The organism is Dysgonomonas hofstadii, assembly GCF_014196915.1.
Classification (GTDB): domain Bacteria; phylum Bacteroidota; class Bacteroidia; order Bacteroidales; family Dysgonomonadaceae; genus Dysgonomonas; species Dysgonomonas hofstadii.
The window spans coordinates 229,690-246,854 of record NZ_JACIEP010000003.1 but is presented as its reverse complement, the minus strand read 5'-3'; the positions used below and the strand labels follow the sequence as shown (position 1 = coordinate 246,854).

Sequence of the window (17,165 nt, the reverse complement as noted above, 5' to 3'; positions counted from 1 at the left end):
AGTTTGCCTGTAACAAAAATAAGTGTGATTTGCAATGTGAATTTCAAGGATAATTAAAGATTGAATCAAACTATGTTTAAGAACAAGATTTATGTATTAAAATTTCTGTTTACTGCAATATTCATACTGGTGGTAAATGTATTGTCTGCTCAGACAATAATAAAAGGGAATGTAAGGGATTCGAAAACTAAAGAAACTATTCCCGGAGTAACCATTTCCATAAAAGGTACAACATTAGGAGCTATTAGTGATGAGAACGGTAATTATCAACTAAATGTATCTCCGGGAAAATATACTGTGATAACATCTTACATCGCATATCAGCCAATGGAGATAACAGATGTAGTCGTAGAGAAAGATAAACCGGCTATACTGGATATACCAATGACAGAAGCTGCCCAAAATCTAAATGATGTGATAGTGGTAGCCCGCAAGAACATGGAGTCGGAAATGAATCTGATGATGGAACGGCGGAGAGCTACTGTGGCAGTGGAAAATTTAGGTGCAAGGGAAATGTCGAATAAGGGCTTGTCGACAGTCGCTGATGGGATAAAGAAAATAACAGGAATATCTATGGAGGGCAACACTAAAGTTTTTGTGCGGGGACTGGGAGACCGTTACAGCATGACATCACTCAACGGTTTTCCCATCGCCTCGCCCAATCCTGATAATAAGCTTATTCCTCTGACTTTATTTCCTACATCTGTCGTAAAAAATGTGACTGTAAGCAAAGTATATCAGCCGTCTGTATTCGGGGATTATTCAGGAGCCCATATCGATGTGGAAACAAAAGAGAATATTGGGAATAACTATATCACCGTGGGAGTGTCTACCGGCGGAAAGACAAATACGCTATTCAAAGACTTTTATTCTTCCGATAAAGGTGGGGTAGGTATACCTTTCTTTGGCATCAGCAAAGGGTTTAACCAGTCAGGTAATATAAAAGACCTTACACCCGGTGAATTTTCTACATATATCCTCAATAATAATCCTTTCGAAACGACATTCAACATCAGTAAAAATAAAGGATTGCCCGAACTGGGGCTCGAATTTGGTATAGGCCACTCATGGAATGTCGGCGGGCAAAAACTGAATGCGATGCTCGGCATCAATTTTGATAACTCATACACTATATACGACGATGCTTATGTGTCCACCGTCAATGCGCAAGGTGTAGTCCGTGATATGTTCAATTACAATAAATACAGCTATGAAACTACTGCGACAGCCATAGGGCAGTTGAGTTATACATTGAGGAAAAATGATATCATATCACTCAACGCAATGTATGTGAACAATAGCGAAGACAATTATTCGATACGGGACGGATATGATGCGGAGGGAGTGGCAATAAAAAACAGTAATAGTGTTTATCACCTGTATACACTATTGAACAGCCAATTAACAGGTAAGCATCAGTTCAGTAATATATATACAGACTGGCAGGTGTCATATGGCCGTACAACGAGCGACGAACCAGATCGCAGACAGGTGGTATATACAAAAAATGACGATGGCAAATATTCCTTATTTAAACTAAACCAGCAAGGGACGATGCGTTATTTCGGCGAATTGTTCGAAGACGAATGGAACGGTGATCTGAAGCTGAAATATGTATTGAATGATGCCAAAGAAAATAAGGATTTTGTAAGACTGGGCGGATCGTTACGTAAAAAAACACGCGACTTCAATTCGACTAATTATTACTATAATATTGATAACATTGATATTAATGTAAACGATATATTTAGCACTGATAATTATCTGAATTACAATAATATCGCAAACGGAATTATTTCCATTGAAAAAAATGCTCCTAAACGTAATAAATATTTCGCAGGGTCTGATATATATGCGGTATTTGTGGATGCGGAGTATTATCCTGTCGATAAATTATTGGTTGCCGCCGGAGTTCGCTACGAACATTCCGAGCAATGGGTACGTTACTGGGATGATAAAGGACAAGAAAAGCTTGCCGAACTTAACAGTGATGACTTCTTTCCTGCCGTTAATTTGCGGTATAGCCTGAATGATAAGCAAAACCTGCGATTAAGTTTTTCGCGTACGATAACCCGTCCTTCATTTATCGAAATGGCTCCGTTCGAATACAAAGAATCTTATGGAGGGGCATCAGTTAGGGGTAATGAGAATATAGAAAATGGCTATAATTACAATTTTGACCTTCGCTATGAAATATTTCCGGCCTCGGGCGATATGTTTTCCCTATCGGCATACTATAAGCATCTGAAAACTCCAATAGAACGTATTCAGAAATATTCAGGATCGGCAATGCAAAGTTTCGACAATGTAGACAAAGGCACCGTAGCCGGTGCGGAACTGGAAGTCCGCAAATATTTGATAAAGGATGTCAGGGTAGATTTTAATGCATCCTACATTTATACGCATATATCACTACCCGAGGATGGAATCTACACAGATAAAAAACGTGAACTACAGGGAGCTTCTCCATATTTATTCAATCTTGATATAAATTATTCACCTAAATTCACAAAGGAAAGAGAGGCTTCCTTTTCTATCGTATATAATCTGCGCGGACCACGTATCAGCTCGGTAGGTATAAACGGTGTGAATAATGTGATCGAAGAATCATTTAATTCCCTCGATTTTGTCGCAGGATATTCTTTCAATCCCCGTATGAAACTGAAATTACAGGCAAAAAACCTTATAAACCAAAAGCAAAAATTTACACAGGAAATATCTGAAACAGGTAAGGATGAAGTTGTAGAATACTATAAGAAAGGCTTATCGCTAGGGATCGGATTTTCAATGAATTTTTAAATAAACAGATTATCAACCATTTTTTAATATGACAATTATTATGAAGAAGAATTTTTCAAAATTAGGATTTTACATCTTAACAATGTGTTCTGTGGCTGCAATATCGATAGGTTGTAGTAGCGATGATAAAAAAATAACAGGAGAGACCGATCCTACCGAATTCGAACTGAAAGGATCATTAACAGGAGAGCGTACTTTATTGGCTGGCAATACATATAACCTGATAGAAGGATACCATGTAGAGGACGGTGGAAAGCTTATTATTGAAGAAGGCGTAACAATTGTAGCTACACGTTCGAGTGGAAATCCGGACTATATACTAATAGAGCAGGGTGGTAAAATAGAAGCGAACGGAACAAAGGATAAGCCGATTGTGATGACATCTTCCGAACAAAAAGCAGGGGCATGGGGTGGCTTGCACATATGTGGTAGAGCTCCTATAAACCTGACAGGAGGAAAGGGTATATCTGAAATTGGAGACGTGGTATTCGGTGGAACTAATCCGGCTGATAATTCGGGAACACTAAGATATGTACGCCTCGAATATACGGGTTTTGCTTTTAGTGAAATAAAAGAGTCGAATGGACTTACAATGTATGGTGTAGGTAACGGAACAACTATAGAGTATGTACAAACTTATAAAGGAGCAGACGATGGCTTCGAATGGTTTGGCGGTACGGTAAATGCAAAATATCTTGTTTCTACAGCGAGTGAAGATGATTCTTTCGACTGGACAGACGGATGGATAGGAAAAGGACAGTTCTGGGTAGCTATACAAGATCAGACTGCTCCGGGAGCTGATGGTACAGCCAAAGGTGATTGCCTTATTGAAGCAGATAACCGAGAAGATAATTTTACGAATACTCCAATATCTTGTCCTACAATAGCCAATCTGACTCTGGTGGGGAATAATGATACAAACCAACAACAAAGAGGAATCCGCCTGCGTGCAGGAACTTACGTTAAAATGTATAATGTTTTGGTAAAGGGCAAAACTAATTCGCTGACAACAGCTACTGCACAGACAGAACAAAGTTTCCTTGATGGTAAATCTGTTGTAGAGTATCTGTATGCCGACAAAGCATTTAAATATGAGAACAATGCAGCACTCGGCCTTGAAAATAAAACAGGCAATGCAGTAAACCAGGTCATTACATTTACAAACGGATATGTTGGCACTGTCGCCGGAGGTAAAGATTTGTCTTCTGATAGCTTCTTTACAAAAGCCGAATACAAAGGAGCTGTACCTGCCGACAACAACTGGACAGCTGGATGGACTAGACAACTATAATAAAAAACACGCTGTGTAACAATGAGATGGGCAGAGATTTTATCTCTGCCCGTTTTTATTTTTATGCTTGAATAAAAAACTTGTGGTTAGGAATTGTAAATATTTACAAATATCTCAATCGAAACAGATATTTTTGTAATGAATGAATTAGATCCCCAACTTATCACACTTATCTCAAACTACACAAAAAGAGTGCCTCCCCGGTGCTCTTTTGATTTACCCCCCTATCCGATAATTTCCGATAGTACCATACAGGCTGTTTCTACATTAGGGACATGCTGGATGCCGACCGATCGTCTTCCATTTCGTTCTTTAAGTTCGCAATTGCGTGGATATTTTTGTATATAATCCAATAATTTATCGAATGCTTTAGACTGATAATAAGGTGAATCCGAATTTGATATCAGAAACAGATTCATACGCCCGCTTTTCAGTACAACTTTTTCTATACCCAGTATTTTTGCCAGAGAACGAAGACGAACTACCTGAATCAGTTCACGCCCTTCTGCCGGGATTTTGCCGAAACGGTCTTCGAGCCTTTCCCTGAATTTAAAAATATCCTCTTCGCGGGACATATTATCCAGTTCCCGGTAAAGGGTGATACGCTCCGAATCGTTTGGTATATATGTTGCTGGGAACAGAAGCTCGAGGTCGCTCTCTATTTGCACGTCATCTACAAATTTATCTCCCTCTATCTTTTCATCATCTTCGGTGCTGTGATAAATATCTGCAAACTCGTCATTCTTTAGTTCATTTACAGCCTCTGTAAGTATCTTCTGATAAACTTCATATCCCAAGTCGGCAATAAAGCCGCTTTGTTCGGCTCCAAGCAGGTTGCCGGCGCCACGGATATCCAGATCCTGCATGGCGATATGAAATCCATGTCCAAGCTCTGAAAAGTTTTCTATGGCTTGTAACCGTCTGCGGGCTTCGGGAGTTAACGTATGGAGTGGGGGAGCAAGCAGGTAGGCAAACGCCTTTTTATTACTACGTCCCACTCGCCCGCGGAGCTGGTGCAGGTCGCTCAATCCGAAATTCTGGGCATTGTTTACAATGATCGTATTGGCATTGGGTATGTCTATGCCTGATTCTATGATAGTTGTGGCAAGCAATACATCGTATTCATGATTTACGAAGTCAATAATAGTAGATTCCAGTTTTGCGGGATCCATTTGTCCGTGGCCTACAGCCACACGGGCATCAGGAACTTCACGGCGGATTATATCTTCTATCTCGTAAATATTCTTTATACGGTTGTTGATGAAAAACACCTGCCCGTTGCGGCTCATTTCAAATTCGATAGCCTCACGAATAATGCGTGGATCGAATGTATGTACTTCGGTTTGTATCGGATAACGATTTGGTGGAGGTGTTGTTATCGAAGACAGATCACGGGCACCCATCAATGAGAATTGTAGTGTGCGTGGTATAGGTGTGGCTGTCATTGTCAATGTATCTACATTGGATTTCATTTGCTTCAACTTTTCCTTTACAGCTACTCCGAATTTTTGCTCTTCGTCTATAACAAGTAATCCTAAATCTTTGAATTGTACATCCTTGCTTACAATCCTGTGTGTGCCGATCAATACATCGACTTTACCTTCTTTTACATCATTCAGTACGTCCTTTATTGTTCCGGCACTACGGGCGCGGCTGATATATTCCACCCGGCACGGAAAATCTTTCAGTCTCTCCTTAAATGTCTGGAAATGCTGATAGGCAAGTACCGTAGTAGGAACAAGTACAGCAACCTGCTTATTATCGGCCACAGCCTTAAATGCTCCACGTATGGCTACTTCTGTCTTCCCAAAACCCACGTCACCGCAAATAAGACGATCCATGGGCTTTTCATTCTCCATATCCAGTTTTACATCATTAGTAGCCTTGAACTGATCAGGGGTGTCTTCATAAATGAATGAAGCCTCCAGTTCGTGCTGCAGGAATGAGTCGGGAGAAAACTTAAATCCTTTATCCTGACGTCGTTTGGCATAGAGTTGTATCAGGTCACGGGCAATGTCTTTAACCTTGCTCTTGGTACGTTCTTTTATATTATTCCATGCGCCGGTACCCAGTTTATTGATGCGGGGAGGTTCGCCTTCCTTGCCTCTGTACTTTGATATTTTATGTAGCGAATGCAGTGATACAAAGATGGTATCGTTGTTAAGATATATAAGTTTTATCAACTCCTGCATCTTTCCGTTCATGTCCGAACGTACCAATCCACCGAACTGACCGACTCCATGGTCGATATGTACAATATAGTCCCCGATCTGGAATTGTTGCAGTTCTTTTAAGGATAAAGCGAATTTTCCCGAGCGTACCCTGTCTGATTTCAGATTGTATTTATGATAACGGTCGAATAACTGATGGTCGGTAAAGCAACATATTTTCAGCGTTTCGTCTATGAAACCTGCGGAAAGGGTTCTTTCCACAGGAACAAAATTGATTTTGTCTTCCCTGTCTTCAAATATTGATTGCAGGCGTTTATGCTGCTTCTCACTGTCGCTGAGTATGTATATCTTATAATTATCGTCAATATATTTATGAAAAGTCTCACTTATCAGATCGAAATTTTTGTGGAAAGAAGGCTGAATATTTGTCTTGAATTCAACAACAGCATCAGCTACACCTTGTTCCCTCGCTCCGAAATGTAAATGTTTATATTTTTTTACAAGGTTATCATATTCTTCCCTTGTCGTTAGCTTATTCTGTACATCCTTTTCATATTCAGGATTGTCAAGAATGGTCGAATCAACATAAACAGCTTCTACTTTCTCGCTGGCCCAGGCATAATCCTTAAATGCAATGATGGTATTTTCCGGGATAAGTTTAAGAAAAGATTCCCTGTCCAGATCAGATTTCTGCATATCTGGAATTATCTGTATCTGTTGCAGTTTTTCTTTAGACAACTGTGTTTCTATATCGAAAGTACGTATCGTACTGACTTCATCTCCAAAGAAGTCAATACGGAAGGGAAATTCGTACGAAAAAGAAAATACGTCGAGAATACTACCACGGATAGCATATTGCCCCGGTTCATATACATAGTCTACATATTCGAACCCGAATGAATCGAGCATTTCTGAAACAAAGTTCCGGTCTATCTCTTCATTTACCCTCATGTGTATCGTATTCTTTTCAAGAATACTCTTCGAAACCACTTTCTCTGCTAAAGCTTCAGGATATGAAACAATGATCAGGTGTTTATCATTCGTTTGGATCTTCCCCAATACTTCAGTCCTGAGAATTTCATTGGCAGCATCTATCTGTCCGTATTTGATAGCCCGTTTATAAGCAGAAGGGAAGAAAAGCACATTTTCGGAATCCAGTATCTGATTGAGATCATGATAAAAATATCCGGCACTTTCCAGATCGTTAAGTACATACAGGAAACAATCGTTCGATTTATGATATAATGCCGCGGCAAGTATGGCAGAGGAAGATCCCTGCAATCCTTTTACATAAATATTCTTATGCTTACCTAATATATTTGTAACAACAGATATATTCTTGTGAGTTTCAAAAGCCTCTTGTAGTGTCGATAGTTTCAATGTGATAGCCTATTTAATATAAGAAGTGCAAAATTAATAAAAACTGATCAAAAAATATGCCATAATTCATGAAATATATAGTAGTCAAAGTAGTCAAGTAGTTATCAGTAGCAAAGCTACTTAGTAGTTTAGTAAAATATTGTATACCACCTGTTATTAGTTTAATATTGATAAAAAACTACTTAACTATTCTGACTACTTAACTCCTTTGACTACTTTTTTATAACTTTGCCGGGATTATTAACAAACAAATCATAAAGAATATGTCAACATATACCGAAGACAACCGGAAGGTTACCACAAGCCGCCTGATAGAAATGAAACAGCGTGGCGAAAAAATATCAATGCTTACTGCATATGATTATTCAATGGCTTCCATTATCGATCAGGCCGGAATGGATGTTATCCTCGTTGGAGATTCCGCATCGAATGTGATGGTAGGTAATATTACCACTCTGCCGATGACACTCAATCAGATGATCTATCACGGCCGTTCGGTGACAAATGCTGTAAAAAGGGCACTTGTGGCTGTGGATATGCCATTTGGCACTGTTTCGGGCGATCCGTTGAAGTCGTTGGATGCTGCTATCCGTATGATGAAAGAAACAGGGGCAGACGCGCTTAAAATTGAGGGGGGAGAAGAAATCGCCGCCGATATAAAGAAAATAATAGATGCAGGTATACCTGTAATGGGACACTTAGGACTGATGCCGCAATCGATAAACAAATACGGCACTTATGCCGTAAGGGCAAAAGATGACGCAGAAGCTGACAAACTTGTAAAAGATGCTCTATTATTACAGCAAATTGGCTGCTTTGGAATCGTTTTGGAAAAAATACCATCGGAATTGACAAAGAAAATCGCTGAACAACTGACTATACCTATTATTGGTATTGGTGCAGGCCCACATGCTGACGGGCAGGTACTTGTTGTACATGATATGCTGGGTATAAACAAGAGTTTTTCACCAAAATTCCTTCGCCGTTATGCCGACCTACACACTGTGATGACCGAAGCTGTACAGGGATATATAAGAGATGTGAAATCTGCGGATTTCCCGAACGAAAAGGAAAGTTATTAAATAGTTATAAGTTGTGAATTAGCAGTTATAAATTTCATTTTTCTTTAAAAACTTTATCTATGTAAATAAAGGAATTAAGAATTATGAGTTATGAATTATAAATTATGAATGCAAAGTATCGGCGGAGCCAAATAAGGAAAATTAAACTTAGCGACTTTGCGAAATAATCTGTCAGATGTGTCAGGTTTTGTAGGGGCAGTGGCTTGTTCCTGCCCGCTTATTATACTTTCGGGCAACCACAAGGGATTGCCCCTATAAGAAACCAGAAAAATGTCAGGTTTGTCAGGTTTTAACAATTACAAATATTTTTAATTTTTCATTTATATAATATATGAAAGTCTGCATAGCCGAAAAACCAAGCGTAGCCCGCGAAATAGCCGCCATATTGGGAGCCAATTCCCGCCGTGACGGATATTTCGAAGGGAATGGGTATCAGGTCACATGGACTTTCGGCCATTTCTGCACACTGAAAGAGCCACACGAGTATTCTCCGCAATGGAAATCGTGGTCTTTAGCTGTGCTTCCAATGATTCCGCCACGTTTCGGTATCAAACTGATAGAAAATGACGGGGTAAAAAAGCAGTTCGCTGTCATCGAATCCTTAATTGAAAAAGCCGACGAAGTAATAAACTGCGGTGATGCCGGACAGGAAGGAGAACTTATACAGCGCTGGGTAATGCAAAAGGCACAGTGTAAAGTCCCTGTGAAGCGCTTGTGGATATCCTCACTGACGGAAGAATCGATGCGAGACGGTTTCAGTAACCTGAAAGACCAGTCGGTATTCGATAAACTGTATGAAGCAGGATTATCCCGTGCCATTGGCGACTGGCTATTGGGAATGAACGCCACAAGGCTTTATACGGTTAAATACGGGCAAAACAAATCCGTTTTGTCTATCGGGCGCGTGCAAACACCTACATTAGCCCTTATAGTCAACCGCCAACTCGAAATAGAGAACTTCAACCCCGAGCCTTACTGGGAACTGAAAACAATTTATCGGAATACTACCTTTTCGGCGACAAAAGGCCGGTTTACAACCAAAGAAGAAGGTGAAAAATTTCTGGAGGAGATTAAAGGTTCCGAATTTGAAGTAACCGATGTCACAACAAAGAAAGGTGAAGAACTTGCGCCACGATTATTTGACCTCACAGCCTTGCAGGTGGAATGCAACAAGAAATTTTCAATGTCAGCCGAAGATACTTTGAAAACCATACAATCGTTATACGAAAAAAAACTGACTACTTATCCCCGCGTGGATACTACTTATCTGAGTGATGATATGTATCCGAAAGTTCCGGCTATACTGCGTGGGCTTTACGGTTATGAAACACTTACGCAACCTGTACTAGCAGTTAAAATACCAAAATCGAAGAAGGTTTTCGATAATAGCAAAGTAACCGATCACCATGCAATTATCCCAACAGGCGTGCGGGCAAATAATATATCAGGTGATGAACGGAAGGTTTACGATCTGATCACAAGACGCTTTATTGCAGCATTTTATCCTAATTGCAAAATATCCACAACTACCGTTTTAGGTGAGGCTGCAAAAGTAGAATTTAAGGTTAGTGGCAAGCAAATTCTGGAGTCCGGCTGGCGTGTGGTTTTCGAAAAACCTGCCAATACAGGAAATCAGAATCAGGAAGAAGATGATGCCGAAAAAGAAGAAGACGGCATACTTCCTGCATTTACAAAAGGAGAAAAAGGCCCCCATGAACCGGCTTTGAATGAGAAATGGACACAACCTCCTAAATATTATACCGAGGCCACATTGCTAAGGGCAATGGAAACAGCCGGGAAACTGGTAGATGATGATGAATTGCGAGATGCCTTGAAAGAAAACGGGATAGGGCGTCCCTCTACTCGTGCGGCTATCATCGAAACCTTATTCAAACGGAATTATATCCGCAAAGAGCGTAAAAATCTGTATGCGACACAAACCGGTGTAGAACTGATAGGCACTATCAAAGAAGAATTGCTGAAATCCGCTGAACTGACCGGGATTTGGGAAAGGAAACTTCGCCAGATAGAAAAGGGAGAATATGATCCTCGGCAGTTTATAGAAGAACTGAAAGAAATGCTGACAGGTATTGTTACCAATGTGAAAAACGAGTGGGGCAGCAGCATTACTATTGTGGATGCAGTGAAAGAGGAGGCCGTAAAATCGAAGAAAAAAGCACCAAAGGAAAAGAAACCATCTGAAAAAAAGAAGGCGGAAAAAGCAATAAAAGAAAAAACAACAGTATCTTTAGTGTGCCCGCTGTGTAAAAAAGGGACAATACTGAAAGGCAAGTCTGCCTATGGATGTTCAGAGTGGAAAGCCGGTTGTACTTTCAGGTTATCTTTTGATGAAGTGGGGGAAAACCTTACAGATGAAGAACTGTCTAAAATACTGAATAAATGAAAAAGTCGCTTTTATTTGTGATCTTTATATTAAGCCTGCCTGTAAATGCTCAGGACAACTGTAATCCGAAGGCATGGACAGATGAAATTATTCTTACTGAAGAATCAAAACCATTACCCTTAACTGCTCTGAAGAATTATAACTTCAGCAATATCCTGATGGATAACAGTACCTGTTATCTGGGATATATTGGTGACGATTATCAACGATTCTACATATACTTCACCGAAATAGAAAAAATATCTGCCACGGAATATTCCGTAAAAGGAGAGAGCCGGGTAAAGGACAATGAATGCAATTTCACCGGAATAATAAAGATCAGCGCATTAAGGAAGCTCGATCAACTTTATTACGGTGTCGATGACGAAATGAAAGGACAGGTAAAAGAACAAGGTTATATTATCGCTGATTTTTCATTACAGGAAGATAAAAGCCAGTCTGCTAGCGGTGAATTTAAGGGGCGAATGGTATCTTACTGGTATAAGGACAATAGCAATGACCTGCTCTATGATGACCTGATGGCTGATGCAGATGGTTATTGTAACAATCAATACCTTGGAACATGGAAAAGCTACCGTACCGGAAAATCAAAAAAATGTGCATGGGGACAATACCGTATTCCTTGCTCGGGAGATCTTGATATAGGCGTGGCTGAATTCTCAGTAAATCCTGATTATGAGGATAAAGGATGGAAGACTATTAATGAATTTGATTATTGTAATGAATAATTATGAAAGTTGTGGAGATTTCTATACATAATTCTGAAAATGAGGCGTCAACGGTAATATCAGTAGAACATATTTCCTCTAATATATTCCGAACAATTCAAAATGAAATTATTGACGGCCGACTTACTTTAGATACTGTTTTTGAGACAAAAATTAATACAGAAAAGAAACACGAAGTAGTAAGAATCATAAAACAATCGGAATATATCACAAAGCGTTTTCAGCTCACATCTCAATTTAAAGAATCGGAATATCAACTTTTAGGTGAGGAAATAACGAAATCAGGAGGTTATTGGCAAGTAGATTTTGGTAAAATAGCGACTATAAACTTACCTAAGGATTGTAATTTGGACATTAATGAAATATTTGAAACATTTGATTTTAAGCCAATAGAAATCTGAGTTAATCACAACAATGCAGTCCCATTTATATTCAACTTAAAGGCAAGCCCAAAGAAATCCGCAGCTTTACGACATAACAGCATCCTGTCCATAAATATTTCGAAATACTCCATTACCGGGCAGATTCCTGTGTCGATAGAGAGGTGAAGAGTAAGGGTTTTCTCGTCTTTATTGAGTTTCAATCCGGCCTTCTCCACAGCATAATTTACCCTGTCGTGGATATCGGTATAAATAGTTGCCTTGTTGCGTACCCGACTACGGCGCACATCCGTTTTATCAGCTATAATTACAGCTGCAGCAACTGCATTTACCGGGAAAGCCGCCTTCTCATCATGGTTGCCGATAGCTGTTATTATCGCGGCGGTATCTTCTGGTTCCATTCCCATCTTATCCAGAATACGGAAGGCCATAACAGCCCCGCTTTGCGCATGGTTCACCCGGTTTATCACATTGCCTATATCATGCATATAAGCGGCAATTTTAACCAGTTCTATTTCATGGTCGGAGTAACCGAGTTCCTGAAGTAGTTTACCTGCTTCTTCTGCACATTTGGTTACGTGCGCAAAGCTGTGTTCCGTAAATCCTAATGCTTTTAGCGAAGCATCCGCTTGCTTTATGTATGTTTGTATCTCTTTAGAATCCTTTATATCGTCGAATGTAATTTTACTGCTCATATTATAACTTATAAAAAAGTATGCAAAAATAAGAAATTTTGATAACTTTATCTTTTTAGATATGAATAATTGGGACGAAAAACTGATTGCTCCATGTGGAATCAATTGTGGAGTTTGTTACGTTTATTTACGTAGCAGTAAACCATGTCCAGGTTGCAACGGATTGAATGAGAATAAGCCGAAACATTGCGTTACATGTGGAATATCTAATTGTGAAAAACTAGTAGAAACAGGAACCCGATTCTGTTACAATTGCGAAAAATTTCCCTGTATCCGGCTTAGACGAATGGATGTGAGATACAGTCAGAATTACCATATCAGCCTGATTGAGAATCTTCGAAATATTCAAGTTAACGGATCGAAAATTTTCATGAAAGCTGAATCAATAAAGTGGACTTGTCCTCATTGTAACAAAATAAGGAGTATGCATAAGACCGTTTGTACAACATGTAATAAAAAATTAGTTTAATAACATCAATAAATCTATTTCTATGAAATTTTTACTTAAAATCAAGCATTGGCAATTGTTTTGCATGCTTTATATTATGCCGTTTATTATCTATATCTGCTTAATTGTATATAGCGTTATTGCAAATATTAATACAGATGCTATATTCATTACAATACCTGTAATATTTCTCGTATATTTTATTTTATATATTCTTTTCTATTTTGGTTGGTATTACGCCTTGGGAACAAATCTTTACAAGAAACTTCCGGAAAATGTGAATATGAGTATACATAAATTCAAGATATTCCTTTTCATTCCAACAATATATATTTCATCTATCTTTATACTTCTTAGTATTATGTTCTATAATATCAATAATATACAAGAAATGAATGAAATGATGCTGGGTATATTTCCTATAATATTTTTGATTGTATTACCATTACATTTGTTCTCGATGTTTTGTGTTTTTTATTGTATGTATTTCATATCAAAAGCACTGAAGTCAATAGAAATCAATAATACAGCTATTACCGAAGACTATATAGGTTATTTTCTTATGTTCTGGTTTATAATCATAGGTATTTGGTTTATTCAGCCAAAAATTAATCGAATATTTGAAAATGAATAATAAAAAGAAGCCCTGTACAAAAGCACAGGGACATTCTCCAGCAACTATAATAAAAAACACTAGACTTAGCTCACGCTAACTTAATATCTTTGTCTAAATATACATCTTGTATTGCATGTATGAGTTCTACCCCTTCTTTCATGGGGCGTTGGAATGCCTTACGTCCACAAATCAAGCCCATACCTCCGGCACGCTTATTTACAACAGCAGTGTATACAGCATCTTTCAGATCGGAAGCACCATGCGATTCACCCCCGGAATTGATAAGCCCTACACGACCCATATAGCCATTCGCTACCTGATAACGGCATAGATCAATAGGATGATCTGATGAAAGTTCGGTATACATGCGCTCATCCCATTTGCTGAAATTGATAGCTTTGAAACCTCCATTATTTGTTGGAAGCTTTTGTTTAACAATATCAGCTTTAATTGTTACCCCAATATGATTAGCCTGACTGGTAAGATCGGCAGCTGTATGATAATCCGTCCCATCCTTTTTGAAATCGCTGTTCCTTAGATAACACCACAGGATAGTAGCCATTCCCAGTTCGTGAGCATACTCAAATGCTTTGGCTATATCAACAATCTGGCGGCGGCTTTGTTCAGATCCGAAATAAATAGTTGCCCCCACAGCAGCAGCACCCATATTCCACGCCTCTTTTATTGTACCAAATAATACCTGGTCATAAGCAGTAGGGTAAGTTAATAACTCATTATGATTAATCTTTACTACGAACGGTATTTTATGTGCATACTTACGTGCTACGGACCCTAATACGCCATAGGTAGATGCAACTGCACTACAACCTGCTTCAACGGCTAATTTCACTATATTCTCTGAGTCAAAATATATCGGATTAGGAGCAAAAGATGCTCCTGCGGAATGCTCTATATCCTGATCTACAGGCAGGATGGACAAATAACCTGTATTAGCCAGACGTCCATGCCCTAAAAGCCTTTGCAGATTGTTTAATGTCGGTATATTTCTATCTGAGTCTATCCAAACATTATCGATAATATTCGGCTCCGGTGCATGAATCAATGATTTATCTATCGTTTTGCTCACATGTCCCAACAGGTAATCAGCCTGATCTCCCAGAATAGAAATAATCTTAGAATTTGCCATAATGTTAAAATTTTATATATAAGTTTAATTTGATTTATTTCTTATATAATTATTGTTACATACTAAAACAAAACATGTCTATCTTTAGTTTTGAAAATATATTAATTAATCTTCAGGTAAAAGATAATTTAACAAAGTGCCCTTATTTATAATGTGTCAAAATAACTGAAAAGTTAATTTATTTGGTTATCTTTGCTTGGTTTGTCAAAAAGAAGTAACTCTTTTGTATTAATTTAACAATATATAGAACATTATGCTACATGAATTTACCCTTTCGAGAGGAAGAGCAATGATCAACTTCACACTAAAATACTGCGATACCAAGCAAAAACTTCTTAATAGCTTCGGATTTAGGCGTGTGGTAGAATCTTTTATAAAGACAGTACTGAAAAAAGAAGAAGTTGTCATTTACGACTACTATATCGATCACTTTGGTAGCGAAGATGAACTTGTAGATTCCTTGATCGAAGTATTTAAACTGCTGACAGTATTCAATATAGAGGAAGTTGTAGCTGTTGATAATAAGTATTCCAAATTCTTCGAAGACAAGGATCTTTTCATCGAAGTAACAGAAGTACTCTTTGCCTACTGGAAAAGGTTGGAACGCTATACAATAGTACGTAACAACAGGGTAGGAGACGGGCTTCAGAATGTCCGCTTCATACAGGCCAATGATATGTTCAACGAACTTATCCTTTCTACCGGTCGCCGTATACAGGCAACCGTAGTAGGGCGCGAATCCCGTGTCTATCGACAGTCGGTAGCCGGGGCAAACGCAGGTCTTACCCTTAACGATGTAAACTGGAACTGTCCGATAGAATATAAAGGCCTAACCTCTATACCATTTATAAGCTCTGTCGTATTTCAACCACCTTATATTTCGTATACCAAACGTAATACCCGCGATGGTATATTCCAGGAACACCAGCAAAATCCGTTACTGAACGTAGTTCTTAACGAAGACGACTGGTTTGTCTTCCCTGCCAAGGTCGGTAACATGCTTACTTTCGTATATTTCCATAAAGATTTTATGGTACACGGAATAGGAGTTTCAAACCTGTTTGAAATGGCTACCGAAACAGAATATATAGGGAAAAAACCCGACATGATATACGTGTTCGGTTATCCCGATGGTTACGAAGAAAAACGTACATTCTATTATAAGGACAAAAAGAATGATATACTGATCGGTTATGCAAATTATTGCGATGATATCGACTATTTCGGCTATATGAAGAAAATGCTGCTTACATTACATAATGTGAAGCAAATCGAACAAAAGCGCTTACCTATTCATGGAGCAATGGTCAATATTGTTCTTCGCAACGGCAAAGAATCTAACATTATTATAGTAGGGGACAGTGGTGCCGGTAAATCTGAAAGCCTTGAAGCATTCCGTACTCTTAATGAAAAGTATATTCGCCATATGCGTGTTATATTCGACGATATGGGCTATCTGAAAAAAGAAGAAGACGGTACAATCAAAGCATACGGAACAGAAATAGGGGCTTTTGTCCGTGTCGACGACCTGGACCCGGCTTATGCCTTCGAACAGCTTGACAAGGGTGTATACACAAATATGGATCAGGTAAATGCCCGTGTAACTATTCCGATCTCTACATACGAGGTTATATCAAAGGGGTATCCTATCGACTATTTCCTCTATGCAAACAATTACAATGAAGCCGATAAGAAAATCCTGATCTACGACAATCTGGATAAGGCTATCTCTGTTTTTGAAGATGGCGCCCGCAAAGCAAAAGGTACTACAACAGAAAAAGGCTTGGTGAAATCCTATTTCGCTAACCCTTTCGGTCCTGTACAGGAACGCGAAGCTACTGAAAAACTGGTACGCTCATATTTCAAGGAGATGAAGGATGCAGGAGTAGAAATAGGAGAAATGCATACTTCTCTGGCTATTGACGGTAAAACAAAAGACGGACCTCGCGAAGCAGCAGAAGAACTATTTGATCTGATCAACGAATAAGTATTAGCTTTACTTACCATAATATAAAGCCCTTTGG

The 17,165-nt window shown here is 38.9% G+C and carries 11 protein-coding genes; 8 read left to right on the top strand and 3 right to left on the bottom strand.

All coding sequences use genetic code 11. The features are described 5' to 3' along the window. Window positions 1–72: 72 nt before the first annotated feature. Both GGR21_RS05430 and GGR21_RS05425 read left to right on the top strand, forming a co-directional pair. Window positions 73–2,799 carry a TonB-dependent receptor gene (locus GGR21_RS05430; protein WP_183306170.1) on the top strand — a complete coding sequence of 909 codons (2,727 nt, stop codon included), beginning with the start codon at window positions 73–75 and terminating at the stop codon, window positions 2,797–2,799. 40 nt (window positions 2,800–2,839) lie between these two features. Continuing rightward, window positions 2,840–4,090, top strand: a complete 1,251-nt coding sequence (locus tag GGR21_RS05425; RefSeq protein WP_183306169.1) for a hypothetical protein — start codon at window positions 2,840–2,842, stop codon at window positions 4,088–4,090. A gap of 224 nt (window positions 4,091–4,314) precedes the next feature. Here the strand turns inward: GGR21_RS05425 and mfd are convergent, their stop codons facing one another. After that, complete coding sequence (gene mfd, locus GGR21_RS05420; RefSeq protein ID WP_183306168.1) at window positions 4,315–7,641, bottom strand: transcription-repair coupling factor; 3,327 nt, start codon at window positions 7,639–7,641, stop codon at window positions 4,315–4,317. A 263-nt stretch (window positions 7,642–7,904) separates the two neighbouring features. On the opposite strand from mfd, the gene panB reads away from it, so the two are divergent. From panB to GGR21_RS05400, 4 genes are all read left to right on the top strand, one after another. Then, a complete protein-coding gene (gene panB, locus GGR21_RS05415; RefSeq protein ID WP_183306167.1) occupies window positions 7,905–8,723 on the top strand; it encodes a 3-methyl-2-oxobutanoate hydroxymethyltransferase in 819 nt (272 codons plus the stop codon). Between the two features lie 331 nt (window positions 8,724–9,054). Continuing rightward, on the top strand, window positions 9,055–11,127 hold the full coding sequence (locus tag GGR21_RS05410) for a DNA topoisomerase 3 (protein WP_183306166.1): 2,073 nt from the start codon (window positions 9,055–9,057) through the stop codon (window positions 11,125–11,127). Continuing rightward, window positions 11,124–11,855 carry a hypothetical protein gene (locus GGR21_RS05405; protein WP_183306165.1) on the top strand — a complete coding sequence of 244 codons (732 nt, stop codon included), beginning with the start codon at window positions 11,124–11,126 and terminating at the stop codon, window positions 11,853–11,855. The genes GGR21_RS05410 and GGR21_RS05405 overlap by 4 nt, the downstream gene beginning before the upstream one ends. Before the next feature lie 2 nt (window positions 11,856–11,857). Continuing rightward, complete coding sequence (locus tag GGR21_RS05400) at window positions 11,858–12,256, top strand: hypothetical protein (protein WP_183306164.1); 399 nt, start codon at window positions 11,858–11,860, stop codon at window positions 12,254–12,256. A gap of 5 nt (window positions 12,257–12,261) precedes the next feature. Here the strand turns inward: GGR21_RS05400 and GGR21_RS05395 are convergent, their stop codons facing one another. Continuing rightward, on the bottom strand, window positions 12,262–12,930 hold the full coding sequence (locus GGR21_RS05395) for an HD domain-containing protein (protein WP_183306163.1): 669 nt from the start codon (window positions 12,928–12,930) through the stop codon (window positions 12,262–12,264). Window positions 12,931–12,991: 61 nt separating this feature from the next. Between GGR21_RS05395 and GGR21_RS21120 the strand changes: the two genes are divergently transcribed. Next, a complete protein-coding gene (locus GGR21_RS21120) occupies window positions 12,992–13,399 on the top strand; it encodes a DUF3795 domain-containing protein (RefSeq protein ID WP_183306162.1) in 408 nt (135 codons plus the stop codon). A 683-nt stretch (window positions 13,400–14,082) separates the two neighbouring features. Here GGR21_RS21120 and GGR21_RS05385 read toward each other — a convergent pair. Next, window positions 14,083–15,141 carry a class I fructose-bisphosphate aldolase gene (locus tag GGR21_RS05385; protein ID WP_183306161.1) on the bottom strand — a complete coding sequence of 353 codons (1,059 nt, stop codon included), beginning with the start codon at window positions 15,139–15,141 and terminating at the stop codon, window positions 14,083–14,085. 253 nt (window positions 15,142–15,394) lie between these two features. Between GGR21_RS05385 and GGR21_RS05380 the strand changes: the two genes are divergently transcribed. Further along, window positions 15,395–17,128 carry a phosphoenolpyruvate carboxykinase gene (locus GGR21_RS05380; RefSeq protein ID WP_183306160.1) on the top strand — a complete coding sequence of 578 codons (1,734 nt, stop codon included), beginning with the start codon at window positions 15,395–15,397 and terminating at the stop codon, window positions 17,126–17,128. The last annotated feature ends 37 nt before the right edge of the window (window positions 17,129–17,165 follow it).

Excerpts from the sequence above, each read along its gene's own strand:
- GGR21_RS05385 (WP_183306161.1), bottom strand. The coding sequence starts at position 15,141 with ATGGCAAATTCTAAGATTATTTCTATTCTGGGAGATCAGGCTGATTAC.
- panB (WP_183306167.1), top strand. The coding sequence starts at position 7,905 with ATGTCAACATATACCGAAGACAACCGGAAGGTTACCACAAGCCGCCTG.
- GGR21_RS05430 (WP_183306170.1), top strand. The coding sequence starts at position 73 with ATGTTTAAGAACAAGATTTATGTATTAAAATTTCTGTTTACTGCAATA.
- GGR21_RS05425 (WP_183306169.1), top strand. The coding sequence starts at position 2,840 with ATGAAGAAGAATTTTTCAAAATTAGGATTTTACATCTTAACAATGTGT.
- GGR21_RS05405 (WP_183306165.1), top strand. The coding sequence starts at position 11,124 with ATGAAAAAGTCGCTTTTATTTGTGATCTTTATATTAAGCCTGCCTGTA.
- GGR21_RS21120 (WP_183306162.1), top strand. The coding sequence starts at position 12,992 with ATGAATAATTGGGACGAAAAACTGATTGCTCCATGTGGAATCAATTGT.
- GGR21_RS05400 (WP_183306164.1), top strand. The coding sequence starts at position 11,858 with ATGAAAGTTGTGGAGATTTCTATACATAATTCTGAAAATGAGGCGTCA.
- GGR21_RS05395 (WP_183306163.1), bottom strand. The coding sequence starts at position 12,930 with ATGAGCAGTAAAATTACATTCGACGATATAAAGGATTCTAAAGAGATA.
- GGR21_RS05410 (WP_183306166.1), top strand. The coding sequence starts at position 9,055 with ATGAAAGTCTGCATAGCCGAAAAACCAAGCGTAGCCCGCGAAATAGCC.
- GGR21_RS05380 (WP_183306160.1), top strand. The coding sequence starts at position 15,395 with ATGCTACATGAATTTACCCTTTCGAGAGGAAGAGCAATGATCAACTTC.